This window comes from Rhizobium sp. FG113 (assembly GCF_057809895.1).
On record NZ_JBMDKV010000010.1, the window covers coordinates 129,899 to 149,082 of the forward strand.

Below are 19,184 nucleotides of genomic sequence, written 5' to 3' on the forward strand. Positions count from 1 at the left end.
TTTCAGTTCACAAGCATTGTGATGCGCGCCCGCAAGGCTGGCAGCAATTCCTCTTCGAACCACGGATTGCGCCGGATCCAGCCTGTGTTCCGCCAGCTCGGATGCGGCAGCGGCAGGAAGGCCGGCGATCGATTGGCAAACAGGATCTCCCGCCACATCCGTACCGTCTCGGTCACGCTGCCGCGCCGCTCGCTCCCCAAATGCCAGGCCTGCGCATATTGCCCGATGACGAGCACCAGTTCGATCTGCGGCATCGCGGCGATCACGGGAGACCGCCAGCGAGGCGCGCATTCGCGCCGGGGCGGCAGATCGCTGCCCTTGGCATCATAACCCGGAAAACAGAAGCCCATCGGCACGATGGCGAAGCGATCGCGATCGTAGAACGTGTCGCGATCGACCTGCAGCCATTCGCGCAGCCGGTCGCCCGATGCATCGTTGAAGGGAATGCCGCTCTCGTGCACCTTCAGCCCCGGCGCCTGCCCCGCGATCAGTATCCTCGCCTTGGTCGACATCACCACTACCGGCCGTGGCTCATGCGGCAGCCGGTAGTCGGGCCCGCGCAGCGGAGCGTCGCGACAGATCCGGCAGGCGGCGATCGCCTCGCGCATCTCCTCCAGCCCATCCGCCGCACCTACCATCCGAAAAACCCTCTGACGCCGCCCGCGCGCTCGGCATCCTGCCTGTGGTCGCGGAAGTCACGCGGCCTCTCGAATGCGCCAGCCCAAAGACCAATCTTCTCCGCCCGCGCCTCAGCCTCCTCGTCACCATAGGCGCCATAGGAAACCGCCATGCCCCTCCGCACCATCGCGGCATTGAGATCGGCTCCACCCGCATGACACACCACAAGCAGCCGCTGAAAACGATCCCTCTCCGTCCCTACGCAGCGCGCATCATCAGCAGCGACAAGGCTCTGCAGCAAGCGCTTGGCCTCCTGCCCGCATGCCCACCGCGCCCCGCCTCGCTCGCAGGTCTGCGCAAGCTCGGGCGCATCGATCCCTTTCAGCCGCATCCTCTCCTCGCCGATCGCAAGGCTGTCGCCATCAGCCGCGTGGAAACGGCCGGAATGGGAAATCTCGGGCACATCGTTCAGCTTGGCCGCGATCAGCCAGATGAATGCGAGCAGCGCAAAGGCCGTCACACCGTCACGAACGGTTCTGAAACCCCGCGTCACGGTTTCGCCTCCTTCAAAAACAAACCCTTGGGAAAATTGGCAAACAACTTCTTAATATTTGAGTCCTAATGTTCACGTACCCGCAGATCAAGCGTCACGTGTATAATGAGTAACGGCGTAAGCACATCGACAGATAAGAATATCGTCGACAAATCACGGAGTCACCGCAACAAGCCCGTCGCAAAGGCTGTGCGCGTGACGCGTGAGCGCCTGCAATCGAGCCATGCGCCGAGCGGCGCCTTCGATCGTGATGTGCTGAACCTCTATATCAATGCCGTGCTCCAGGGCGCTTCGATCATCCCGCTCTTCGTGATCATCATCGCGATCCTCGGCATCTATTTCACCGGCGACACCCAGATCGTGCTCTGGGCCATACTGACGCTGACGGCCCATGCCGCCAACGTGTTTCTCGCGCGCCGCGCCCGCAAGCGCGAGATGACGGCGATCCGCACCCGCAAATGGCGCCGCCTGCTGCTGCTCGGCCAGTTCCTGATCGGCTGCTGCTGGGCCTATTTCGCCATTCAGGACTGCGCCGCCTGCGAACCGGCCAACCTCGTGCTCTACAAAGGCGCGACGCTTCTGATCGCGCTGTCGCTGACGGCCATGTGGAACTATATGCTGACGCTGTGCGTGCTGGTGACCTTCTCGCCCGTCGTCTTCGCGCTCGTCGCCAAATCCGGCATTTCGCGTGAGATCCTCGAGATCAGCCTGACCGCGACACTGACCACGACGGTCATCTTCTTCCACTACATCAGCGACCGCCTCTTCCGGCAGAACCTGCGCATCCTCTCCTACCAGGCGGAGAAGGACGACCTGATCGCCGAACTCGAAGTCGCCAAATCCATGTCAGACGAAGCCCGCCGCCGGGCCGAAGAGGCAAACCTCGCCAAGTCCCGTTTCTTGGCATCCATGTCGCACGAGCTCAGAACGCCGCTGAACGCCATCCTCGGCTTCTCCGAGGTGATGTCGGCGGAAGTGATGGGACCGCTGAACAACGCGACCTACAAGGAATATACCAGCGACATCCACCGTTCAGGTCAGCATCTCTTGAACCTGATCAACGAAATCCTCGACCTCTCCCGCATTGAGGCCGGCAAGTACGAACTCAGCGAAGAGGCAATCTCGCTGCTCGATATCTCGGAAGACTGCATCGGCATGGTGCAGCTGCGTGCCCGCGGCAAGAACATCACCATTTCGCAACAATTCGAGCTCGAACTTCCGGCCGTCTGGGCCGACGAGAAATCGATGCGTCAGGTGATCCTCAATCTTCTGTCCAACGCCGTGAAGTTCACCCCACAGGGCGGCGAGATCATGGTCAAGGTCGGCTGGACGGCCGGCGGCGGCCAGTACATCTCGATCAAGGACAACGGACCGGGCATTCCCGAAGACGAAATCCCGGTCGTCCTTTCCGCCTTCGGCCAAGGCTCGATCGCCATCAAGAGCGCAGAACAGGGCACCGGCCTCGGCCTGCCGATCGTTCAGGCAATTCTTGCCAAGCACGACGGCCAGTTCATCCTGAAATCGAAGCTCCGCGAAGGCACCGAAGTCATCGCCATCCTGCCGGCGCGACGCGTGCTGCAGTCGGTTCCGGCCGTCGAAGACGCCCAGGCCGTCTCCCGCAAGCGCCGCAGCTTCGCCTGATAGGCTCAGCCGAACATCAAATGCTTGCCGATCGTAAACAGCATGAAAATGCCGCAGGCAGTCAGCATGCAAAGCACGGCGAATGAGCCGAGATCCTTGGCGTGCTTGCCGACGCTTGAGATCTCCGGCGAAATGCGATCGATGACTTCCTCGATCGCGGTGTTGAGCGCCTCGATGGCGAAGACGATCAGGAACAGGACGACCGCGATCATCAGTTCGACCAGCGTCGCGCCCACCGCCAGAAGCAGGATCAGCGCGACGGCGGCGAAGAGTAGCTCCTGCCGGAACGCGGCCTCCTTGATCAGTCGCTTGAAGCCGCCGAGCGAGTAACTGGCGGCAGCAAAAAAGTGGCTGATGCCGGTGAGTTTGGTCACGGCAGGTTTCATCAGGCGTCCTCGTCGTCAGGTAGATGGCGGCAATGCCTGCCGCTTCATATCAGAAGAATGCGAATAGCGTGTACACGCTTGCGTCGCAAGCCATCTGTCATAAACCTGTCACGAACCTGAACGCCGCCCTGAACTCGGGCGATGAGTTCAGTGTTCGGGCTTGTTTGTCACACCGGCCTGCGCGAAGGTCGCCATGCCGGAGTGGCATGCCGCGGCCGCCTTGACGATACCGGCGGCAAGCGCTGCCCCCGTGCCCTCGCCGAGCCGCATGCCGAGCGCCAGAAGCGGCGTCTTGCCGAGCATCTCGATCGCCTTCAGATGACCCGGCTCGCCGGAGACGTGACCGATCAGGCAGTGGTCGAGCGCCGAAGGGTTGGCGGCCTGCAGGATGGCGGCGGCGGCCGTTGCCACGTAGCCGTCGATCAGCACCGGGATGCGCTCGACGCGCGCGGCAAGGATCGCGCCTGCCATCGCGGCGATCTCACGGCCGCCGAGGCGGCGCATGATCTCCAAGGGATCGTCGAGATGATCGCTGTGCAGCGCCACCGCCTTTTCGACGGCTGCAACCTTGCGCTCGAACATCTCCCCTTCCGAACCCGTGCCGGGGCCGACCCAGTCACGGGCATTGCCACCGTAAAGCGCGTAGTTGATCGATGCGGCGATCGTCGTGTTGCCGATGCCCATTTCGCCGATGCACAGCAGATCGGTGCCGCCTGCGATCGCTTCCATGCCGAAGGCCATGGTGGCGGCGCAATCGCGCTCGGAGAGTGCGGGCTCCTCGGTGATATCGCCGGTCGGGTAATCGAGCGCCAGGTCGAACACCTTCAGTCCGAGATCGTAGGCCACGCAAATCTGGTTGATCGCAGCACCACCGGCCGCGAAGTTTTCGACCATCTGCTGCGTCACTGTCGGCGGAAACGGCGTGATGCCCTGCTTCACGACACCATGGTTGCCGGCGAAGATCGCCACCAGCGGCCGGTTGACGGCGGGCGTGCGGCCCGTCCAGGCGGCCAGCCAGAAAGCGATCTCCTCAAGGCGGCCGAGCGAGCCCGGCGGCTTGGTCAGCTGGGCATCGCGCTCGCGGGCAGCGACAAGCGCCCGTGGATCCGGCCCCGGCAGATCGCGCAGAAGTGTCCGGAAATCGTCGAACGGCAGGCCTGAAACGCTCATGGATGCGGCTTCCTTGTCTCGTCTGTAAACTTGTCTTATGGCTGCAAATCAGCTTCTTTCGCGGCCACTCTTAAATCCAGCCGCGAAGCGGAACAACTCTAAAAAGCGCCAGACATCATCCCCGGGAGCGGACGCGCCATGAACATCGCAACCTATGTGGCCGATATCGCGCGCGCCGTCGCATTCCTGAGCCGTATTCCGATGCCGAAGGCAGCCTTTGCGGGCTATGACGGAAAACTCGGTCGCGTCGCGCGCGCCTTCCCCGTTGCCGGCATCATCATCGGCCTGCTGCCGGCAATCGTTCTGCTCGTCATGCTCGGCCTGCGCGCCGACCGGCTGATGTCGGCGCTAGTGGCTCTGGCGGTACAGGCGATCGTCTCGGGCGCGCTGCATGAGGACGGCCTTGCCGATTGCGCCGACGGCATCGGTGGCGGCCGCGACCGCGCCCAGCGGCTGTCGATCATGAAGGACAGCCGCATCGGCACCTATGGCGCCATCGCGCTGATCCTCTCCTTCGCCATTCGCGCCGCCGCCATCGCCGCGATCGCGCGCGGCGTCGTGCCGTTTGCCGCCGCACTCGCCCTGCCCGCCATCGGCTGCATCAGCCGCGGCGCGCTCGTCTGGCACTGGCACCGCCTGCCGCCGGCCAAATCCGATGGCGTGGCCGCAGCAGTCGGCCAGCCCAGCGAAGGCGTTATGCAAATGGCGGTCGTCTCGGCCTGCGCGCTGGCGGCACTCATGATTTGGCCGAGCCTAGGCCTTCTGCCGCTCATCTGCGCCCTGCTCGCCTGCGGCCTCAGCGCTATGATCTTCACTCGAGTGGCCCGTGTGACTCTCTCCGGCCATACCGGCGATACGCTGGGCGCGACCGCTCAAATTTCCGAGATGGCGGCGCTGTGTGCTCTTGCCATGGCCTTGTGAAACAACGATATCATTTGTCATGATAAGCCCGTGCATCAACATCTGCTCCATTGATTCATCCAGCGGCTTTTGCGCGGGCTGTGGCCGAACGATCGAGGAAATTGTTGGCTGGGCGGCGTTTTCGGATGAAGAGAGGCACGCGGTCATGCGCCTGCTGCCCGCCAGGATGAAAGCGATCCCATCAGCGGCATCGCGCGAGACGATGGCAAGCACGGAGCTCACCGCATGAACAGGCTGACGATTGGACTTGGCGGTCTCGGCATCGGCCTTCTCATCTTGCTCTTCAACCACGACAGCCCCAAGATCCTCGGCGTCAGGACCGACGATTTCGGCCGCATGCTCTATCTTCTCCCCATCGCGCTGATGCTGGCTGCCGGCATCTGGGGACGGCGCATCAGCGTCGGCGAGACGATGCGCCACATGATGATCTGGCTGGTGCTGATCCTCGGCCTCGCCACCGCCTATCTCTACCGCTACGACGCGCTCAGCGTCGGCAATCGTCTGCTGGCGGGCCTCATTCCCGGCCACGCCGTGGTCGTGACCACCAGCGAGGGCGGCAAGGAAGTCATCCTGCACAAGCTGCTGAATGGTCATTTCGAGGCCGATGTCGAGATCAACGGCCAGACCATCACGATGTTGGTCGACACCGGCGCCAGCATGATCGCGCTCTCGCGCGAGGACGCCGAGCGCGTCGGCATCATCCCCGATAACCTCACCTATTCGATGAGCGTCATGACCGCCAACGGTCGCGCCCAGGCGGCCCCCGTCACGCTGTCTGAAGTGGCGATCGGCCCCATCGTGCGCAACAACGTCGCCGGCAGCGTCGCCGAGGACGGACGGCTGGACCAGAGCCTGCTCGGCATGAGCTTCCTCGAGACGCTGGGTTCGCTGCAGATGCAGACCGACGAACTGAGGATGCGCGACTAGCGTCGCAAACTGCCTAGCGCAGGACGGGAAAACGAACCAGCACGCGCGTTCCGGGCTGGTTGTCCTCCAGCATCACCTCGGCCGAATGCAGATCGGCAACAGCCTTGACCAGGCTCAAGCCCAAACCGCTGCCCGCCGACGTGCGGCTCTTGTCGAGCCTGTAGAGCCGGCGAAACACCTTCGTGTGCTCCGCGGTAGGAATCCCGACGCCGTTGTCCGCCACTCGGGCCAGAAGCAGATTGTCGCGGCGCGCCAGCGAAAGCTCGATCAGCGTTCCTGTCCCACTGTGGGTGATGGCGTTTTCGATCAGGTTGACGAACATCTGGATCAGCAGCTCGCGGTCCCCCATCAGCTGCATGCCGGCACCATCGACCGCGACAAAACGCAATGTCTGGCCGGCATCGACGGCCACGTCGCGGTAAATCTCCGTGACGGATGACATGACGTCGGCCAGGTCGACCGATTGGAAACGCGCCCGCCGGGCACCGGCCTCGATCTGGGAAATCCTCAGCAGCGCTTCGAACGTGGCGTTGATCTGATCGCTTTCCATGCAGGCGTCCGCGATCAGTTGCCCGACCGGCTCACCGCGTTCCGTCCGTTCCGCCGCGTCTTCGAGCGTCATCTTCAACCTGTTGAGCGGCGTCTTGAGCTCGTGCGCGATATCGGCGCTCACCTGCCGCATGCCCTCCACCAGCCCCGACAGCCGGTCGAGCGCATGATTGATCTTCTCGGACACCAGATCGATATCATCGCCATTCCCACGCAAGGGAATGCGCGTTGCAAGCTCGCCATTCGACACATCGATCATGGTGCGCGCCACCGCGTCGAGACGCCGCTGCGCTCTGGTCGCCAGGAAAGCGCCGCCACCAACAGCGATCAGCACGATGACGCCGGCGGCCCAGCCGAGGCTTACCAGCAGGATTTCGCCAAGCCTCTCCTTCTCCGCAAAGCTGCGGCCTACCACCAGCCGGTTGCCGCCGACAAGACCGCTGCGCACGCGATAGGAATGTCCGTCAGGCAACCCCAGCGCCGCCGCACCGACGCTCGACAGACCTTCGCTCGCAACGGGGAGCGCAATATTGCCGGCCAAACGCTTGCCGTTCGGGTCGCTCAGCAAGAACACGCCCTGATCCGGCGACCGCAGGCTCGAATAGGTGTTCACCGCCGCGATCAGGTCCTCGACATCGTTCTGCGCATAGGTCGAGGCGATCGCGCTGTAGATCTCGTTGACGGTATCGTCGAGCTGACGTTCGAGACCGCTGTTGAGCATGTGATAGGTGATCGCGCCGGCAACCAGGAAGGCGGCGACGAAAAGCACGCCGAAGGTCATCGCCAGGCGAAAGGGCGTGCTGCGCAGGAGATTAACGCGGCGCATGCAGACTGTAGCCCGTGTTGCGCACCGTATGCAGCAGTTGCACCGGAAACGGCCGGTCGATCTTTGCCCGCAAGCGGCTGATATGCGTTTCGACCACGCTCGTTTTCGGATCGAAGTGGAAGTCCCACACGCGTTCCAGCAGCATGGTCCGCGTCACGACACGCCCCTCGCCGCGCATCAGCACTTCAAGCAGCGTAAACTCACGCGGCTGCAGGTCGATGATCTGCCCTGCCCGCGTCACCTGGCGGCGCAAGAGATCGAGCTCCAGATCCGCCACACGCAGCACCGTCTTCTGTTCCTGCAGACGCGGCCGCCGCGCCAGCGCGTTCGCGCGCGCCAGAAGCTCCGAGAAGGCAAACGGCTTGACCAGATAGTCATCCCCGCCCGCCTCCAGTCCATCCACGCGATCGTCGACGCCGCCGACAGCAGTCAGAAACAGCGTCGGCGTGCTGATCCGCGCGGCCCGCAAGGCCTTGACGAGAGACAAGCCATCAAGCCCCGGCAGCATGCGGTCGACGATGACGACATCATAGGCCTCGCGCGTAGCCTGAAACAGCCCGTCGCGCCCGTCATGAACGACGTCGCAAGAATGGCCAACCTGGATAAACCCTCTCGCCACGTAATCGGCCGCCCGCCGGTCGTCTTCGACCACCAATACCCACATGCCTGAAGTCCGTTGCTTCCGCCTACAATTCGGCATCGCCAAGCTACCCGTTTCCGGCGGGAATGCCATCGCGCTTCGCAAACCTTACGAAAACGTATGGTGGCGGCGAGGCCAGCGTATGGCCGCGCCCCTAGTGTCTGTTTGCGGATCGGCGAGCAAAGCCTCGCACCGCTCAACACGACCACTCAACAGAAGGACACGCAACATGAAGACCATCGCCGCAGCAGGTATCCTGAACGCCCTCGTCGCCCTGGGCTTCGTTCTCGTCTCGATGCCCGCGCATGCAGCACCGGCACCTTGCGAGGACATGCTGAAGGACATGCGCGCCACGAAGGCAACAGCGAAGCTCGCAGATGCCGACGCAAAGAAGGTGAACGACCTGGAGACCAAGGCCGTCGAACGCTGCAACGCCGACGACGATGCGCGCTCCGACAAGTTTCTGGCCGAAGCCATGAAGATCATGGGCAAGTAAGAAGCGAGGCACCGTGATGACAAACGCCATTCGAGCGGGCCACGAGCCCGCCAACCGCGTTCCGAACGTGACGGTCGATTTCTGGCTGATCAAGCTGATGGCCGTCACCATGGGCGAGACGGCCGCCGATTATCTCGCCGTCAATCTGGGGCTTGGCCTGACCGTGACCTCCGTGATCATGGCGGCCATCCTCACGGTCGCCATCGCCATCCAGTTTTCGATGAAACGATACGTCCCATCGGCCTACTGGGCCGCCGTCGTCCTGATCAGCATTGTCGGAACCTTGGTCACCGACAATCTGGTCGACAACTTCGGCGTCCCGCTTGATGTCACCACCATCGGCTTTTCGAGCGCGCTCTTTCTGACGTTCCTCGGCTGGTACGCGCTCGAAAGCACGCTCTCCATCCACACCATCTTCACGACACGGCGCGAAGCCCTTTACTGGCTGGCGATCCTGTTCACCTTCGCGCTCGGCACAGCCGCCGGTGATCTCATCGCCGAACGGATGGAGCTCGGCTATCTCAGCACAGCCTTGCTGTTCGCCGGCGTGATCGCGGCCATCGCACTCGCCTACTATCGCGGCGGCATGAACGCCATTCTCGCCTTCTGGCTGGCCTATATCGTTACGCGTCCGCTTGGCGCATCGCTGGGTGACCTGCTGTCACAGCCGGTCGAGTATGGCGGTCTCGGCTTTGGGACGATCTACACAAGCCTTCTCTTCCTCGGCGCGATCGTGGTCATCGTGACCTACATGACGCTGAGTGCCCGACCGGAACGCGACGAGGATTCCCCGTCGCGCGAGGCCATCGATCGGCAATGAAGCTGCATCAGTTGCGCAGCTTGTAGCCGGTCCTGAACATCCAGCCGAGCGTGCCCAGGCAGATTGCCAGGAACAGCGTGATCATACCGAGGCTGATCAGCGGATTGACGTCGGCGATGCCGTAGAAGCTCCAACGGAAACCGCTGACCAGATAGAGCACCGGATTGAAATGGCTGACCGCCTGCCAGAAGGGCGGCAGCATGTTGATCGAATAGAAGCTGCCGCCGAGGAAGGTCAGCGGCGGCACGACGAGCATCGGGATCAGGTTCAACTGCTCGAAATTGTTCGCCCACAGCCCGATCATGAAGCCGAACAGGCTGAAGGTGACGGCCGTCAGCACGAAGAACAGCGCCATCATGAACGGGTGTTCGATCCTCACCTCGACGAAGAAGTTCGCCGTCAGCAGGATGATCACCCCGATCATCAACCCCTTGGTCGCGGCCGCCCCGACATAGCCGAGCAAAATCTCGGCCATCGCCACCGGCGCCGACAGCACTTCGTAGATGGTGCCGGTGAATTTCGGGAAGTAGATGCCGAAGGACCCGTTGCCGATGCACTGCCCGAGCAGCGTCAGCATGATCAGGCCCGGCGTGATGAAGGCTCCATAGGAGATCCCCTCGACTTCCTGGATGCGCGACCCGACGGCCGCCCCGAAGACGATGAAGTAAAGCGACGTCGAAATGACCGGCGAGACCACGCTCTGCAACAGGGTGCGGCGGGTGCGGGCCATTTCGAAGAAATAGATGGATTTGACGGCTTCGAAGTTCATTTTGCGCCTCCCACGAGCGCCACGAAGATGTCTTCGAGCGAACTCTGCTGCGTCGACAGGTCTTTGAAATGGATGTTGTGTTCGGCAAGACGCGTCAGCAGCGCGGCGATGCTCTCCTGGTCGTTCTCGGCGTCGAACTCGTAGGTCAGGCGATTGCCACCCGCCGTGATCGCAAGGCCGTTGCCGGCGAAGCTCGCGGGCAGCTCTTCAAGCGGCTCGGTCAATTCCAGGATCAGCTGCTTGCGGCCGAGCTTGGCCATCAGCGCCGTCTTGTCCTCGACGAGCAGCAGCTCGCCGCCATTGATCACGCCGACGCGGTCGGCGATCTCCTCGGCCTCTTCGATATAATGCGTCGTCAGGATGATGGTGACGCCCGCCTCGCGCAGCTTCTCGACGACGTGCCACATGTCCTTGCGCAGCGCGACGTCGACGCCGGCCGTCGGTTCGTCGAGGAACAGGATTTCAGGTTCGTGGCTGAGCGCCTTGGCGATCAGGACGCGCCGCTTCATGCCGCCGGAAAGCTGGCGCAGCGTATTGTCCTTCTTGTCCCACAGCGACAGGTCGCGCAGCACCTTTTCGATATGTGCGGGATTGGCCTTCTTGCCGTGCAGGCCGCGCGAGAAGCTGACCGTGTTCCACACCGTCTCGAACTGGTCGGTGGTCAGCTCCTGCGGCACAAGCCCGATCATCGACCGCGTCGCCCGGAAGTCCTTGACCACGTCGTGGCCGCCGACAAGCACCGTTCCCCCGCTCGGATTGGCAATGCCGCAGACGATCGAGATCATCGTCGTCTTGCCGGCGCCATTCGGACCGAGAAGCGCGAGGATCTCGCCCTTCTCCACATCGAGATCGATGCCCTTCAGTGCCTGGAAGCCGTTACCGTAGATTTTCGTGAGATTGCGGATGGAAATGATGGGGGCCATGAAGGGCTCTTGCAGACGAAAGGAAGGATTTCGCCGCTATATAGCCGCTCCGCGACAGTTTTACATCCCATTGACTGCGAACAGAGTATTCATTTGCTCGAAAATGATGCAATTGAAAAACGCGGTTCCCCGATCGTCAGGACTTCAAGGCCCCCACAGCCTTCCTACCAGGCGCCGTTCACGCTGCAGCCAGCCGGCGGCAAAGTCTTGCCTTCGAAGCGCGCCTTCAGCATCTCGCAGCCTTTGATGCGAATGAAATCGGGCATCTTCATGTTGAGGCTGATGCCCACTTCATCGAACGGATCGCTCGCATAGGCCACGTAGGCATACCAACGGCCGCCGAACACCGCAACGGCTGCGATCACCACGATCACGATGAAAAACAGAATATTCGGGCGCTTTTTCTCGGCCACAACGATCTCCTCTTACTGACAGGGAGCCCGTTTAAAGCGATTCCCGCAGCCGCATCGATGCCGGGCCGCGAATGCCGTCAGTCGCAATAGACCTTGCCGCTCTTGCGCTCGCGAAGGTCGAAATGGAAGTGGTTCCAATGCTCCGGATTGCTGCCGGGGCCGAGCACCGTGTTGAAATACTTGCAGCTGTCGGTCCGCACGGCCTTCAGCAGCTTGCCCTCGCGGAAGGAGAACAGGCCCTTCTTGCGCACATCGATCTCATGGCCGCTCTTCAGCACGAACTTGCCGACATCGATCGCGTTGCCGTGTGCATGCTCGGACATCGGATTATAGCGCTGGCGGCTGTTGTTCATGCGGCGGCAGCTATAGCCGCCAAGCGGCTGGATCGTCTTGATGCCGGACCAGTAGCGAAACCGTGCCGATGGCGCGAGCTCGTTCTTCACCCACTTGGCAAAGGCGAGCGTCACCTGGCAGTTCAGCGTCACCGCCGGGCGAACGCCGATATTGCCGGACAGGCCCTGCAGCGAGATCGGGTAAGGCACCTGGCATGCCGGTCCGTTGGAGATCGGCGGCTTGTCGGTGAAGACCACCCCCATCCGCTTCAGTTCGCGCCGGCAGGAAAGTTCGGAACTCGGCATCACGCCGGGCACAGCCGGTGCCGGTTGGCTCATCTGCGGCTCGCTGTCCATCGGGTTGTTCGGCCGCAGCATCGCCACTTCCTGCGGCTCGCTCTCTTCAGGCACGCGCGTCGGCGCCACGACGGCGCTGCCGTCGCCCCACACCTGCTGCTGTTGCCCCATCGCAGCCTGGCTCGCCGGCCGTGGCGCGCGCATGCGGTTCATCTGCGTCGGGTTATCGGTGCCGACGCCATCGACGACGGGCTGGTCCGATTGTCCCTCGGCGATCTGCTGCTGCTCTTCCTGCGCAAGACCGGTCACCGGCTCCGCCCCAAGCTCCGCATCCATGTTGACGCCCTCGGGCGGCACGGCAAGCGTCTGCGTCCCGCCCCAAGTGGCCGGCTGGCCGCTGAACTGGCCGGCAGCACCGCGCGCACCGGCGGACGCCTGATCGTTGGTCATTGGAGGGGCTGCGCTCGCCTGGCCGCGACCGGCAAGATTGGGCGTATTCATATAATCGACGGAACCCTGGACGGGCTGGCTGCCGGCGGGATAGGCCTGATCGATGGCGCTGGAGGGCATGTTGACCGGCGCCTGGCGCCGCGGCGGCGAGATGGAGCCGACCTTCGTGCCGCTATCCACGCTGCCGGGCGGAACGAGCGCATCCGTCGAGCACGTCGTCAGCGCTGTAGACAGCAGCACGGGCAGCACATAACGCCGCATGATGGAAACAAACGCCATACTCTCATCGCTTCCGAAGATCGGCAGTGACCAAAAAACTTCGGTGCAAATTTAATAAAAAGCGGTGAACGAAACCTTACCCCCAGCCCGGACAAGTCCGGCCCGGCCGATCACGATTGCGGAAGCGTTTGAAACAAAAGCCCTATTCCGGGTCGAAAAAATCCGGGATCAGCGCGCGATAATCACCGATCGGAGATATGCGCAGACTTGTTCATCAGGCCGGAAAGAGGCGTGCGAACAGCACGCCGGGAAACGCGACGGGCGAGCAAAAGCGTCAACTGACGTAACGCAGATCCTTGTCGTCGGACAAGTTGATCGCGGCGCGACGAACCGGGCGGCCGCTGCCATAGATCTCGTTCATAATCTTGGCGACCTCGACGGCATGACCTTCGGTCAGTCCGTTAAGAACCTGACCGCCAAAGCATGCGGGCTCCTCCGCCTGATGGTCCCAGACCATCCACATATCGAGCGGATCGCAAATGACATCGTAACGGGGTCTGGAGCTATTCATCGGGTAACGCCTTTATTACCCCACTCTCTTAGGTTGCGGTAAATTAATCGTTTACTTGCGTCGCCCACAAAAACAAATGGGTAATTTATTGCAGTCGGGCCCGATCAGGCAAAGTCAGCCTTGGTGGTATTGGCAAAGCCGCCCTAAGCGGCTTCGCCGGATCGCAGAGAATTACCGCGCCGGCACACTTCCGGTGACGATGCGATCGGTCTTCGTCAGTTCCATCTGCGGCCAGTTGGCCGCGGTTTCGGATGCAGGACGGCTGCCGATCGCAAGGATCGTGATCAGGCCGGCAACGACGGCGGAAAGAAGCAACCCGCTATAGGTCATCAGTTTGAACCTCAAAGATGTGGTTTCCCAGCCACTCCGGCGCAAACTGCTACGGGAGCCTAAACGAACCCATAAGAAACGTGGTTAATCACGATCATATTCCCGCTTATGAACAGTCGAACCGACACAAACCGCCACCGCGCCACCCGACCTCAGTCGTTCCCGCCTTGAGCGGCCGCTTGCGCGAAACGCGTCTTCAGCGCCGCCACCTCGCCGGGATCGACCGTCAATGCGGCAACGGCGATCCAGGCGTCGATATAATGTTCGGGCGCATAGACATGGCCGTAGCCCATCGGCGACGTCGTCGCGATCATCAGGTCGAACAGCAGCTGGAACATGGTCAGCACGGGAAACCACCTGAGGCTCGGCGACACATCCGGCCCGCGCGGCGCCTGCATCCATGCCGGCTCTCGATAGAAGGAGTGCGGATCGAAGAACGTCACCGCATCGCTTGCATATTGCAGATAGACGATCCGCATCGGCCCCCATTGCGCAGCACTCGGCAGGTCCAGATGGTTCTCCTGATTGGTGAAGCGGATCATCGAACCGTCGCGGAAGGTCGGCAGCCATGCCGGCGATTGTGGATTGCGCCCTGCCGTAACCGCATTCCACATCCGGCTCTCGAAAGGCGGACCGCTCCAGAGCGCGCCCTGAAACGGATCGGCGATCACATCGAAGATATCGGCCGAAAGCTGCGAGTTCAGCGCACCCAGACTCAAGCCATGCAGGTAGAGCTTCGGCCGCTTATCGTGAGGCAGCGTCGTCCAGTAGCCGTAGACCTCGCGAAACAGCGCCTTGGCCGACTGCGCGCCATATTCGGATTCAACCAGCAGCGAAAGCCAACTCGAGAGATAGGAATATTGCAGCGCCACGCTCGCGACATCGCCCTGCGTCAGATATTCCAGCGTATCCATCGCCGCCGGATCGACCCAGCCGGTACCCGTCGGCGCGATGATAACGAGCATCGACCGCTCGAAGGCCCCGTCCCGCTTCAACTCCTCGAGAGCAAGCTTGGCGCGCGCCTCGATCGTATCGGCATTGTTGAGGCCGACATAGACGCGAATGGGCTCGCGCGCCTCGCCCTTCCAGAAGCCGCCGATATCGGACGCGCTCGGCCCCGACGCCACGAAGTGCCGCCCCTGCCGCCCAAGCCCGTCCCATGCGACCAGAGACGCCTTGCTTCCCGTCTTGGCCGGATCGGCGGGCATCGGAACGTTATCCTCGATCAGCGCATCCAGCCGCTGCATCGAGGAATCGATCGCATGCAGCGCCCCGCGCATCAGAACCCCTTCGGCCACCGACCAGAACACTGCCACCGCGATCACGAAACCGATGACATTGGAAACGCGCCGCGGCACGAAACGATCGAGCCGCCGCGATGTCCACCGGAAGGTCAGCAGGAACAAGCGTCCCAGCAGCACCGCGACGAGAAAGACGACGAAGGCAAGCGCTCCGAGCTTGAACGGCTCGGCGCTTTCGAGCGGCTCCATATGCCAGAGCTCGCGGATCGAGTTCTGCCAACCGGCCGCCTGCCAGAGGAAGACGACGGCGACGATCAGCCCGCAGATCAGCACCGCTATCCTCTGCGACAGCAGCGGCCCACGATAAGGCAGTTCGAGATATTTCCAGAGACTGACGGCAGCGCCCCCGATGAGATAGCCGACCGCCGCGCAAATACCCGACAGCGCCCCCTGCACGATATAGGATCGCGGCATCAGCGTCGGCGTCAGCGACGCGGCGAAGAAGGCGAAGGCGAGCGTCAGCCCGATCACCGACAGAGAGCGAAAAAGACCACCGAGCAGACGCCTCATGCAACTCCCCAACCTTTAGCCGCAACGACCGACGGCGATCTCAGACGAAGATAAGCCCTGCGCCCCGCGCCTTCTACTCACCAAGGCCAAGAAACACGAAGGGCTTGGCATCCTTGAATTCCGATGTCGCGTTGCCGGAGTAGGTGTGGTCCTGGCTCTCGCCGAGGTCGAGCCGTTTCACCTTGCCGGTCTCTTTGGCGAAGTCGATCGTCTTCAGATCGACCCAGAACGTGTTGGGCGTCAGCGCCGACTCGAAGAAATAGAGCTTGCGCTTATGATCGAACACGGTGCGCCAGCGCGTCGAGGAGATGTTCGGCTCCTCCGGCGTGTTCAGGCCATAGGGCACCGAGACATTGCGGATGACGCTGAAGACGCTTGCGAGCGCCCTATTGGGGCTCTCGTCCTTGGGGATCGCGTTGACGTAGAAGGAGGCGCGCGCGAAGCGGTCGGCGGCCCGGTTGGTGCCGGGCAGCATGACGGTTCCGCCGATCTGCTGCCAATAGGAGTTCAACGCGAGTTGCTGGTCGAAGATCGGCGAATTGGTCATCACCTGATATTTGCGATCGTGGTGGATGACCTGCTTGCCGCCGATATACTCGACGATCGCGCTATCCCCTGTCGCATCCGACATCGACAGATGCAGCGTCGTCAGCCGGTTCTCGCCGGGCACATTGTCGGTGACGACGGTGAATGGCTCCTGGCTGAGCGCCGCCACCGCCTCGTCAACCGTCGCGAAATTGTCGAGCACATATTGCGCCCAGGCCGCGATGGTGAGGCCGGGCTTGCTGGACTTTTCGAAGGGCGGGTATTCGGATTCGACCAGCCACAAAAGGTTGGCGTTCAGCCCCGCCTCGTTCACCCCATCGGTGGTCGACACATCATAGCCGGTCGCGACGACGCTCCCGTATTTCGAGGTCCAGTGAATGGAATTCGGGCCGGCCTTGCCGCTGCGCTCAGTGCCGCGTGGAAGGATGTAGAGATTGGTAGTGATGTCGCTCTTCCAGTCCATCGACCGCGCGGTGATGACGTTCGCATCCGGGCCGAGATAGACCAGGCGGGTGCATGCATCGGCGACATCGGCGAAAAGCAGAGCGGACGCGATGACGGCGGTCGCGACCGTGCGAACGCGTGAACGGGATGGACGGCGGTTCGAAGACACGGGGCTTCTCCAATATCGGTGATCGCGGAAGCTAAAAGCGCATGGAAAACCCGATCGCAGGGCCGTGCTGGCTGACGTCCCATTTGAACTTGTTCGCGCCGGTGAAGTCGTCGTTTTCGTAATCCTGGTAGAGAAGCCTGTATCCTGCCCTAAGCACGGTCGGATGACCGAGCATCATGGTGCGATAGCCGAGATAGGCCTGAGCGTTGACGCTCACCTTTGACCCCACACCGAAGCCACCGACATCGGCCTCGGCAAACAGGTTCCAGCGTTCGGTGAGATCGGCATTCATCCGCAGGCCGACGAAGGGATCGGTCCAGTCGGAACTCTTCGACGCGCGAAGGCCGAAAGCCTCGACATCAGCCTCAAGCTTTGTCCAGCGCACGCCGGCGGTCGGCTCGATCGACAGCGTTCGCGGCTTGCCGAACACCGTGTCGCCGCCGAGAACCGCCTCATAGGCTTTGAAGAAGGCGCCCGCCGACAGCGTGGTCGTGGTGATGTCGAGCCCGATCTCGTGTGAGAACACCTGCTCGTCCTGGCTGGTCTTTACATGCTGGCCGTCGAAATAGACGCCCCACTGGCCATTGGTGATCTCGATATTGCCCATGAGAGCAAAATCGAGATGGTCGAAGATGTCGGAGAAAGGAACGTCGACATCCGTATCGAAACCGGCCAGCGATCCGCTGCCATTCAGCGATGCGGCCCACACGTAGGGACTGACGATGACGGCCCACTCGCGCTCCGGCGCGATCCTGCTGTTGTCGAAATCGGCGGCGACGGCCCGTCCTGAATTGAATGAGAGAGCGGAAAACAGCGCAAGGCTCACGGTCGCCACACCCATCGCCAAAAGCCGCATCGAAAGCCCCCATTTTCAATGTCCCACCGCGACCTTACTACCGGAGGGCGAAAACTCAAGCGAGATCAGCAGGATTGCTCGCTGACGGCGATCGAATGACGATTGCGGAACTCAAAGAGACGTGTGGTCGCAAGGGCGCGACACTTTTGCCGAAACGCTCCGATTTCGGTTTTTCAGCCGATACGCTAGGGTCCGCAGGAATCGACCTGAAAATCTGCCTTCAAAAGGAGCGCCAATGACCGAAGACCCCAAGCCGAAAGGCACGCTGACCCTGAGGACCATGGCGATGCCCGCCGATGCCAATCCGGCCGGTGACATCTTCGGTGGATGGGTCATGGCGCAGATGGACCTTGCATCGGGCATCTCGGCCGCCGAGCGCGCCAAGGCGCGCGTCGTCACCGCCGCCGTCAAGGAAATGGCCTTCGCCCTGCCCGTCAAGATCGGCGATACCCTGTCCATCTATACCGAGATCGAGCGCGTCGGCCGCACCTCGATCACCCTCTGTATCGAGGCCTGGGCGACTCGGGCACGCTACAACAAGATGGAAAAAGTCACCGCCGGCACCTTCATCATGGTGGCGCTCGACGAGAATGGCCAGCCCAAGCCGGTTCCGGCCGAATAGACCAAACAAGAGAAAGGCAACTTTTCGGTTGCCTTTCTCAACGAACCAAGCGATAAAAAGGCAACCAGGAGGTTGCCAATATGTCCGATCGCATCGAAAAGACCATTGAACTCAATGCACCTGTGGCCCGCGTCTGGCAGGCCATCAGCGACTATCGCGAATTCGGCGAATGGTTCCGCGTCAAGATCGACGCGCCCTTCGTCGCCGGAGAGGAAGCCACCGGCAAGATCCTCTATCCCGGCTACGAGCATCTCCGCTGGACAGTCACCGTCAAGCGCATCGAGGAACCAACGCTGTTTTCCTTCACCTGGCTCCCCTATGCGGTCGATCCGGATAGAGACTATTCCACCGAGATCCCGACACTGGTCGAATTCCGTCTGGAGCCGATATCGAAGGGCACCCGGCTGACCATCACCGAATCCGGCTTCGACAAGGTCCCCGAATACCGCCGCGCTGAGGCCTTCCGCATGAACGACGGCGGATGGGCCGAGCAGATCAAGAACATCAAGGCCCATGTCGAACGCTGAGCAAATGCCGAACCTTGGCGCCACCACGGCCGGCCGAGACGCCGCCGCACTTTTCGCGGCTCTCGGCGACCCAACCCGCCTCTCTCTGCTCACCGCGCTGAGCGACGGCCGCCCATCCTCTATCGCCGGCCTCTCCGGCGGCACGGAGCTGACACGCCAGGCGATCACCAAGCACCTGACTGTCCTGGAAAAAGCAGGTCTCGTCGAAAGCATAAAGGTCGGCCGCGAAAGCCACTACAGCTTCCGCCGTGACCGCATCGACATCATGCGCGCCTATCTCGACGGCGTCTCCCGGCAGTGGGATGACGCGCTGGAGCGCCTGCGCGCCTTCGTCGAGCGTTGAGCCCGGCGAAACCAG

The 19,184-nt window shown here is 62.2% G+C and carries 24 protein-coding genes; 9 read left to right on the plus strand and 15 right to left on the minus strand.

Going from position 1 to position 19,184, the window contains the following annotated elements; genetic code table 11:
- Positions 1-2: 2 nt before the first annotated feature.
- Both ACODTZ_RS21850 and ACODTZ_RS21855 read right to left on the minus strand, forming a co-directional pair.
- The gene (locus tag ACODTZ_RS21850) at positions 3-608 is read right to left on the minus strand and encodes a uracil-DNA glycosylase family protein (RefSeq protein WP_489027989.1); all 606 of its coding nucleotides are present in this window, start codon (positions 606-608) and stop codon (positions 3-5) included.
- A 23-nt stretch (positions 609-631) separates the two neighbouring features.
- Positions 632-1,171, minus strand: a complete 540-nt coding sequence (locus ACODTZ_RS21855; protein ID WP_489027991.1) for a thermonuclease family protein — start codon at positions 1,169-1,171, stop codon at positions 632-634.
- A 105-nt stretch (positions 1,172-1,276) separates the two neighbouring features.
- Between ACODTZ_RS21855 and ACODTZ_RS21860 the strand changes: the two genes are divergently transcribed.
- Complete coding sequence (locus ACODTZ_RS21860) at positions 1,277-2,812, plus strand: sensor histidine kinase (RefSeq protein WP_111563492.1); 1,536 nt, start codon at positions 1,277-1,279, stop codon at positions 2,810-2,812.
- A 5-nt stretch (positions 2,813-2,817) separates the two neighbouring features.
- Here the strand turns inward: ACODTZ_RS21860 and ACODTZ_RS21865 are convergent, their stop codons facing one another.
- Both ACODTZ_RS21865 and cobT read right to left on the minus strand, forming a co-directional pair.
- The gene (locus ACODTZ_RS21865; protein WP_018900596.1) at positions 2,818-3,198 is read right to left on the minus strand and encodes a diacylglycerol kinase; all 381 of its coding nucleotides are present in this window, start codon (positions 3,196-3,198) and stop codon (positions 2,818-2,820) included.
- A gap of 147 nt (positions 3,199-3,345) precedes the next feature.
- Entirely contained in the window at positions 3,346-4,368 is a 1,023-nt protein-coding gene (cobT, locus tag ACODTZ_RS21870; protein ID WP_489027994.1) for a nicotinate-nucleotide--dimethylbenzimidazole phosphoribosyltransferase, read from the minus strand.
- Positions 4,369-4,506: 138 nt separating this feature from the next.
- Between cobT and ACODTZ_RS21875 the strand changes: the two genes are divergently transcribed.
- From ACODTZ_RS21875 to ACODTZ_RS21885, 3 genes are read left to right on the plus strand one after another with little or no spacing between them, the layout of a single operon-like run.
- The gene (locus tag ACODTZ_RS21875; protein ID WP_489027996.1) at positions 4,507-5,289 is read left to right on the plus strand and encodes an adenosylcobinamide-GDP ribazoletransferase; all 783 of its coding nucleotides are present in this window, start codon (positions 4,507-4,509) and stop codon (positions 5,287-5,289) included.
- A 19-nt stretch (positions 5,290-5,308) separates the two neighbouring features.
- Positions 5,309-5,518, plus strand: coding sequence for a DUF1289 domain-containing protein (locus ACODTZ_RS21880; protein WP_489028094.1), 210 nt, complete (start codon positions 5,309-5,311; stop codon positions 5,516-5,518).
- Positions 5,515-6,216 (plus strand): TIGR02281 family clan AA aspartic protease, encoded by a 702-nt coding sequence (locus ACODTZ_RS21885; protein ID WP_489027998.1) that lies wholly within the window; start codon positions 5,515-5,517, stop codon positions 6,214-6,216. The genes ACODTZ_RS21880 and ACODTZ_RS21885 overlap by 4 nt, the downstream gene beginning before the upstream one ends.
- A gap of 13 nt (positions 6,217-6,229) precedes the next feature.
- On the opposite strand, the gene ACODTZ_RS21890 is transcribed toward ACODTZ_RS21885, so the two are convergent.
- Positions 6,230-7,591 (minus strand): HAMP domain-containing sensor histidine kinase, encoded by a 1,362-nt coding sequence (locus ACODTZ_RS21890; RefSeq protein WP_489028000.1) that lies wholly within the window; start codon positions 7,589-7,591, stop codon positions 6,230-6,232.
- On the minus strand, positions 7,578-8,255 hold the full coding sequence (locus tag ACODTZ_RS21895) for a winged helix-turn-helix domain-containing protein (protein ID WP_489028002.1): 678 nt from the start codon (positions 8,253-8,255) through the stop codon (positions 7,578-7,580). Before ACODTZ_RS21895 ends, ACODTZ_RS21890 begins: the two co-directional genes overlap by 14 nt.
- Before the next feature lie 205 nt (positions 8,256-8,460).
- Between ACODTZ_RS21895 and ACODTZ_RS21900 the strand changes: the two genes are divergently transcribed.
- Together ACODTZ_RS21900 and ACODTZ_RS21905 are read left to right on the plus strand one after the other, a co-directional pair.
- Positions 8,461-8,727: a hypothetical protein gene (locus tag ACODTZ_RS21900; protein ID WP_047512316.1), complete on the plus strand. Its 267-nt coding sequence runs from the start codon at positions 8,461-8,463 to the stop codon at positions 8,725-8,727.
- A 16-nt stretch (positions 8,728-8,743) separates the two neighbouring features.
- Positions 8,744-9,547 (plus strand): COG4705 family protein, encoded by an 804-nt coding sequence (locus tag ACODTZ_RS21905; RefSeq protein ID WP_489028004.1) that lies wholly within the window; start codon positions 8,744-8,746, stop codon positions 9,545-9,547.
- Positions 9,548-9,554: 7 nt separating this feature from the next.
- On the opposite strand, the gene ACODTZ_RS21910 is transcribed toward ACODTZ_RS21905, so the two are convergent.
- The 9 genes from ACODTZ_RS21910 to ACODTZ_RS21950 all read right to left on the minus strand — a co-directional run bounded on the left by ACODTZ_RS21910 (position 9,555) and on the right by ACODTZ_RS21950 (position 17,677).
- The gene (locus tag ACODTZ_RS21910; RefSeq protein ID WP_489028006.1) at positions 9,555-10,316 is read right to left on the minus strand and encodes an ABC transporter permease; all 762 of its coding nucleotides are present in this window, start codon (positions 10,314-10,316) and stop codon (positions 9,555-9,557) included.
- Positions 10,313-11,239, minus strand: coding sequence for an ABC transporter ATP-binding protein (locus ACODTZ_RS21915; RefSeq protein ID WP_489028007.1), 927 nt, complete (start codon positions 11,237-11,239; stop codon positions 10,313-10,315). Before ACODTZ_RS21915 ends, ACODTZ_RS21910 begins: the two co-directional genes overlap by 4 nt.
- Positions 11,240-11,403: 164 nt before the next feature.
- Positions 11,404-11,652: a hypothetical protein gene (locus tag ACODTZ_RS21920; RefSeq protein ID WP_489028009.1), complete on the minus strand. Its 249-nt coding sequence runs from the start codon at positions 11,650-11,652 to the stop codon at positions 11,404-11,406.
- 77 nt (positions 11,653-11,729) lie between these two features.
- Complete coding sequence (locus ACODTZ_RS21925; RefSeq protein WP_489028011.1) at positions 11,730-13,010, minus strand: extensin-like domain-containing protein; 1,281 nt, start codon at positions 13,008-13,010, stop codon at positions 11,730-11,732.
- Positions 13,011-13,284: 274 nt separating this feature from the next.
- Positions 13,285-13,521, minus strand: coding sequence for a hypothetical protein (locus tag ACODTZ_RS21930; RefSeq protein WP_047512324.1), 237 nt, complete (start codon positions 13,519-13,521; stop codon positions 13,285-13,287).
- A gap of 171 nt (positions 13,522-13,692) precedes the next feature.
- Complete coding sequence (locus tag ACODTZ_RS21935; RefSeq protein ID WP_489028013.1) at positions 13,693-13,866, minus strand: hypothetical protein; 174 nt, start codon at positions 13,864-13,866, stop codon at positions 13,693-13,695.
- A gap of 137 nt (positions 13,867-14,003) precedes the next feature.
- Positions 14,004-15,662: an alpha/beta hydrolase gene (locus ACODTZ_RS21940; protein ID WP_489028015.1), complete on the minus strand. Its 1,659-nt coding sequence runs from the start codon at positions 15,660-15,662 to the stop codon at positions 14,004-14,006.
- Between the two features lie 73 nt (positions 15,663-15,735).
- Positions 15,736-16,764, minus strand: a complete 1,029-nt coding sequence (locus ACODTZ_RS21945) for a linear amide C-N hydrolase (RefSeq protein WP_489028096.1) — start codon at positions 16,762-16,764, stop codon at positions 15,736-15,738.
- Positions 16,765-16,852: 88 nt separating this feature from the next.
- Entirely contained in the window at positions 16,853-17,677 is an 825-nt protein-coding gene (locus tag ACODTZ_RS21950; protein WP_489028017.1) for a hypothetical protein, read from the minus strand.
- Positions 17,678-17,912: 235 nt separating this feature from the next.
- Between ACODTZ_RS21950 and ACODTZ_RS21955 the strand changes: the two genes are divergently transcribed.
- The 3 genes from ACODTZ_RS21955 (at position 17,913) to ACODTZ_RS21965 (ending at position 19,169) form a co-directional block, all read left to right on the plus strand.
- Positions 17,913-18,299, plus strand: a complete 387-nt coding sequence (locus tag ACODTZ_RS21955) for an acyl-CoA thioesterase (RefSeq protein WP_112980509.1) — start codon at positions 17,913-17,915, stop codon at positions 18,297-18,299.
- A gap of 80 nt (positions 18,300-18,379) precedes the next feature.
- Positions 18,380-18,826 carry an SRPBCC family protein gene (locus tag ACODTZ_RS21960; protein ID WP_489028019.1) on the plus strand — a complete coding sequence of 149 codons (447 nt, stop codon included), beginning with the start codon at positions 18,380-18,382 and terminating at the stop codon, positions 18,824-18,826.
- Positions 18,827-18,830: 4 nt separating this feature from the next.
- Positions 18,831-19,169 carry an ArsR/SmtB family transcription factor gene (locus ACODTZ_RS21965; protein WP_489028098.1) on the plus strand — a complete coding sequence of 113 codons (339 nt, stop codon included), beginning with the start codon at positions 18,831-18,833 and terminating at the stop codon, positions 19,167-19,169.
- The last annotated feature ends 15 nt before the right edge of the window (positions 19,170-19,184 follow it).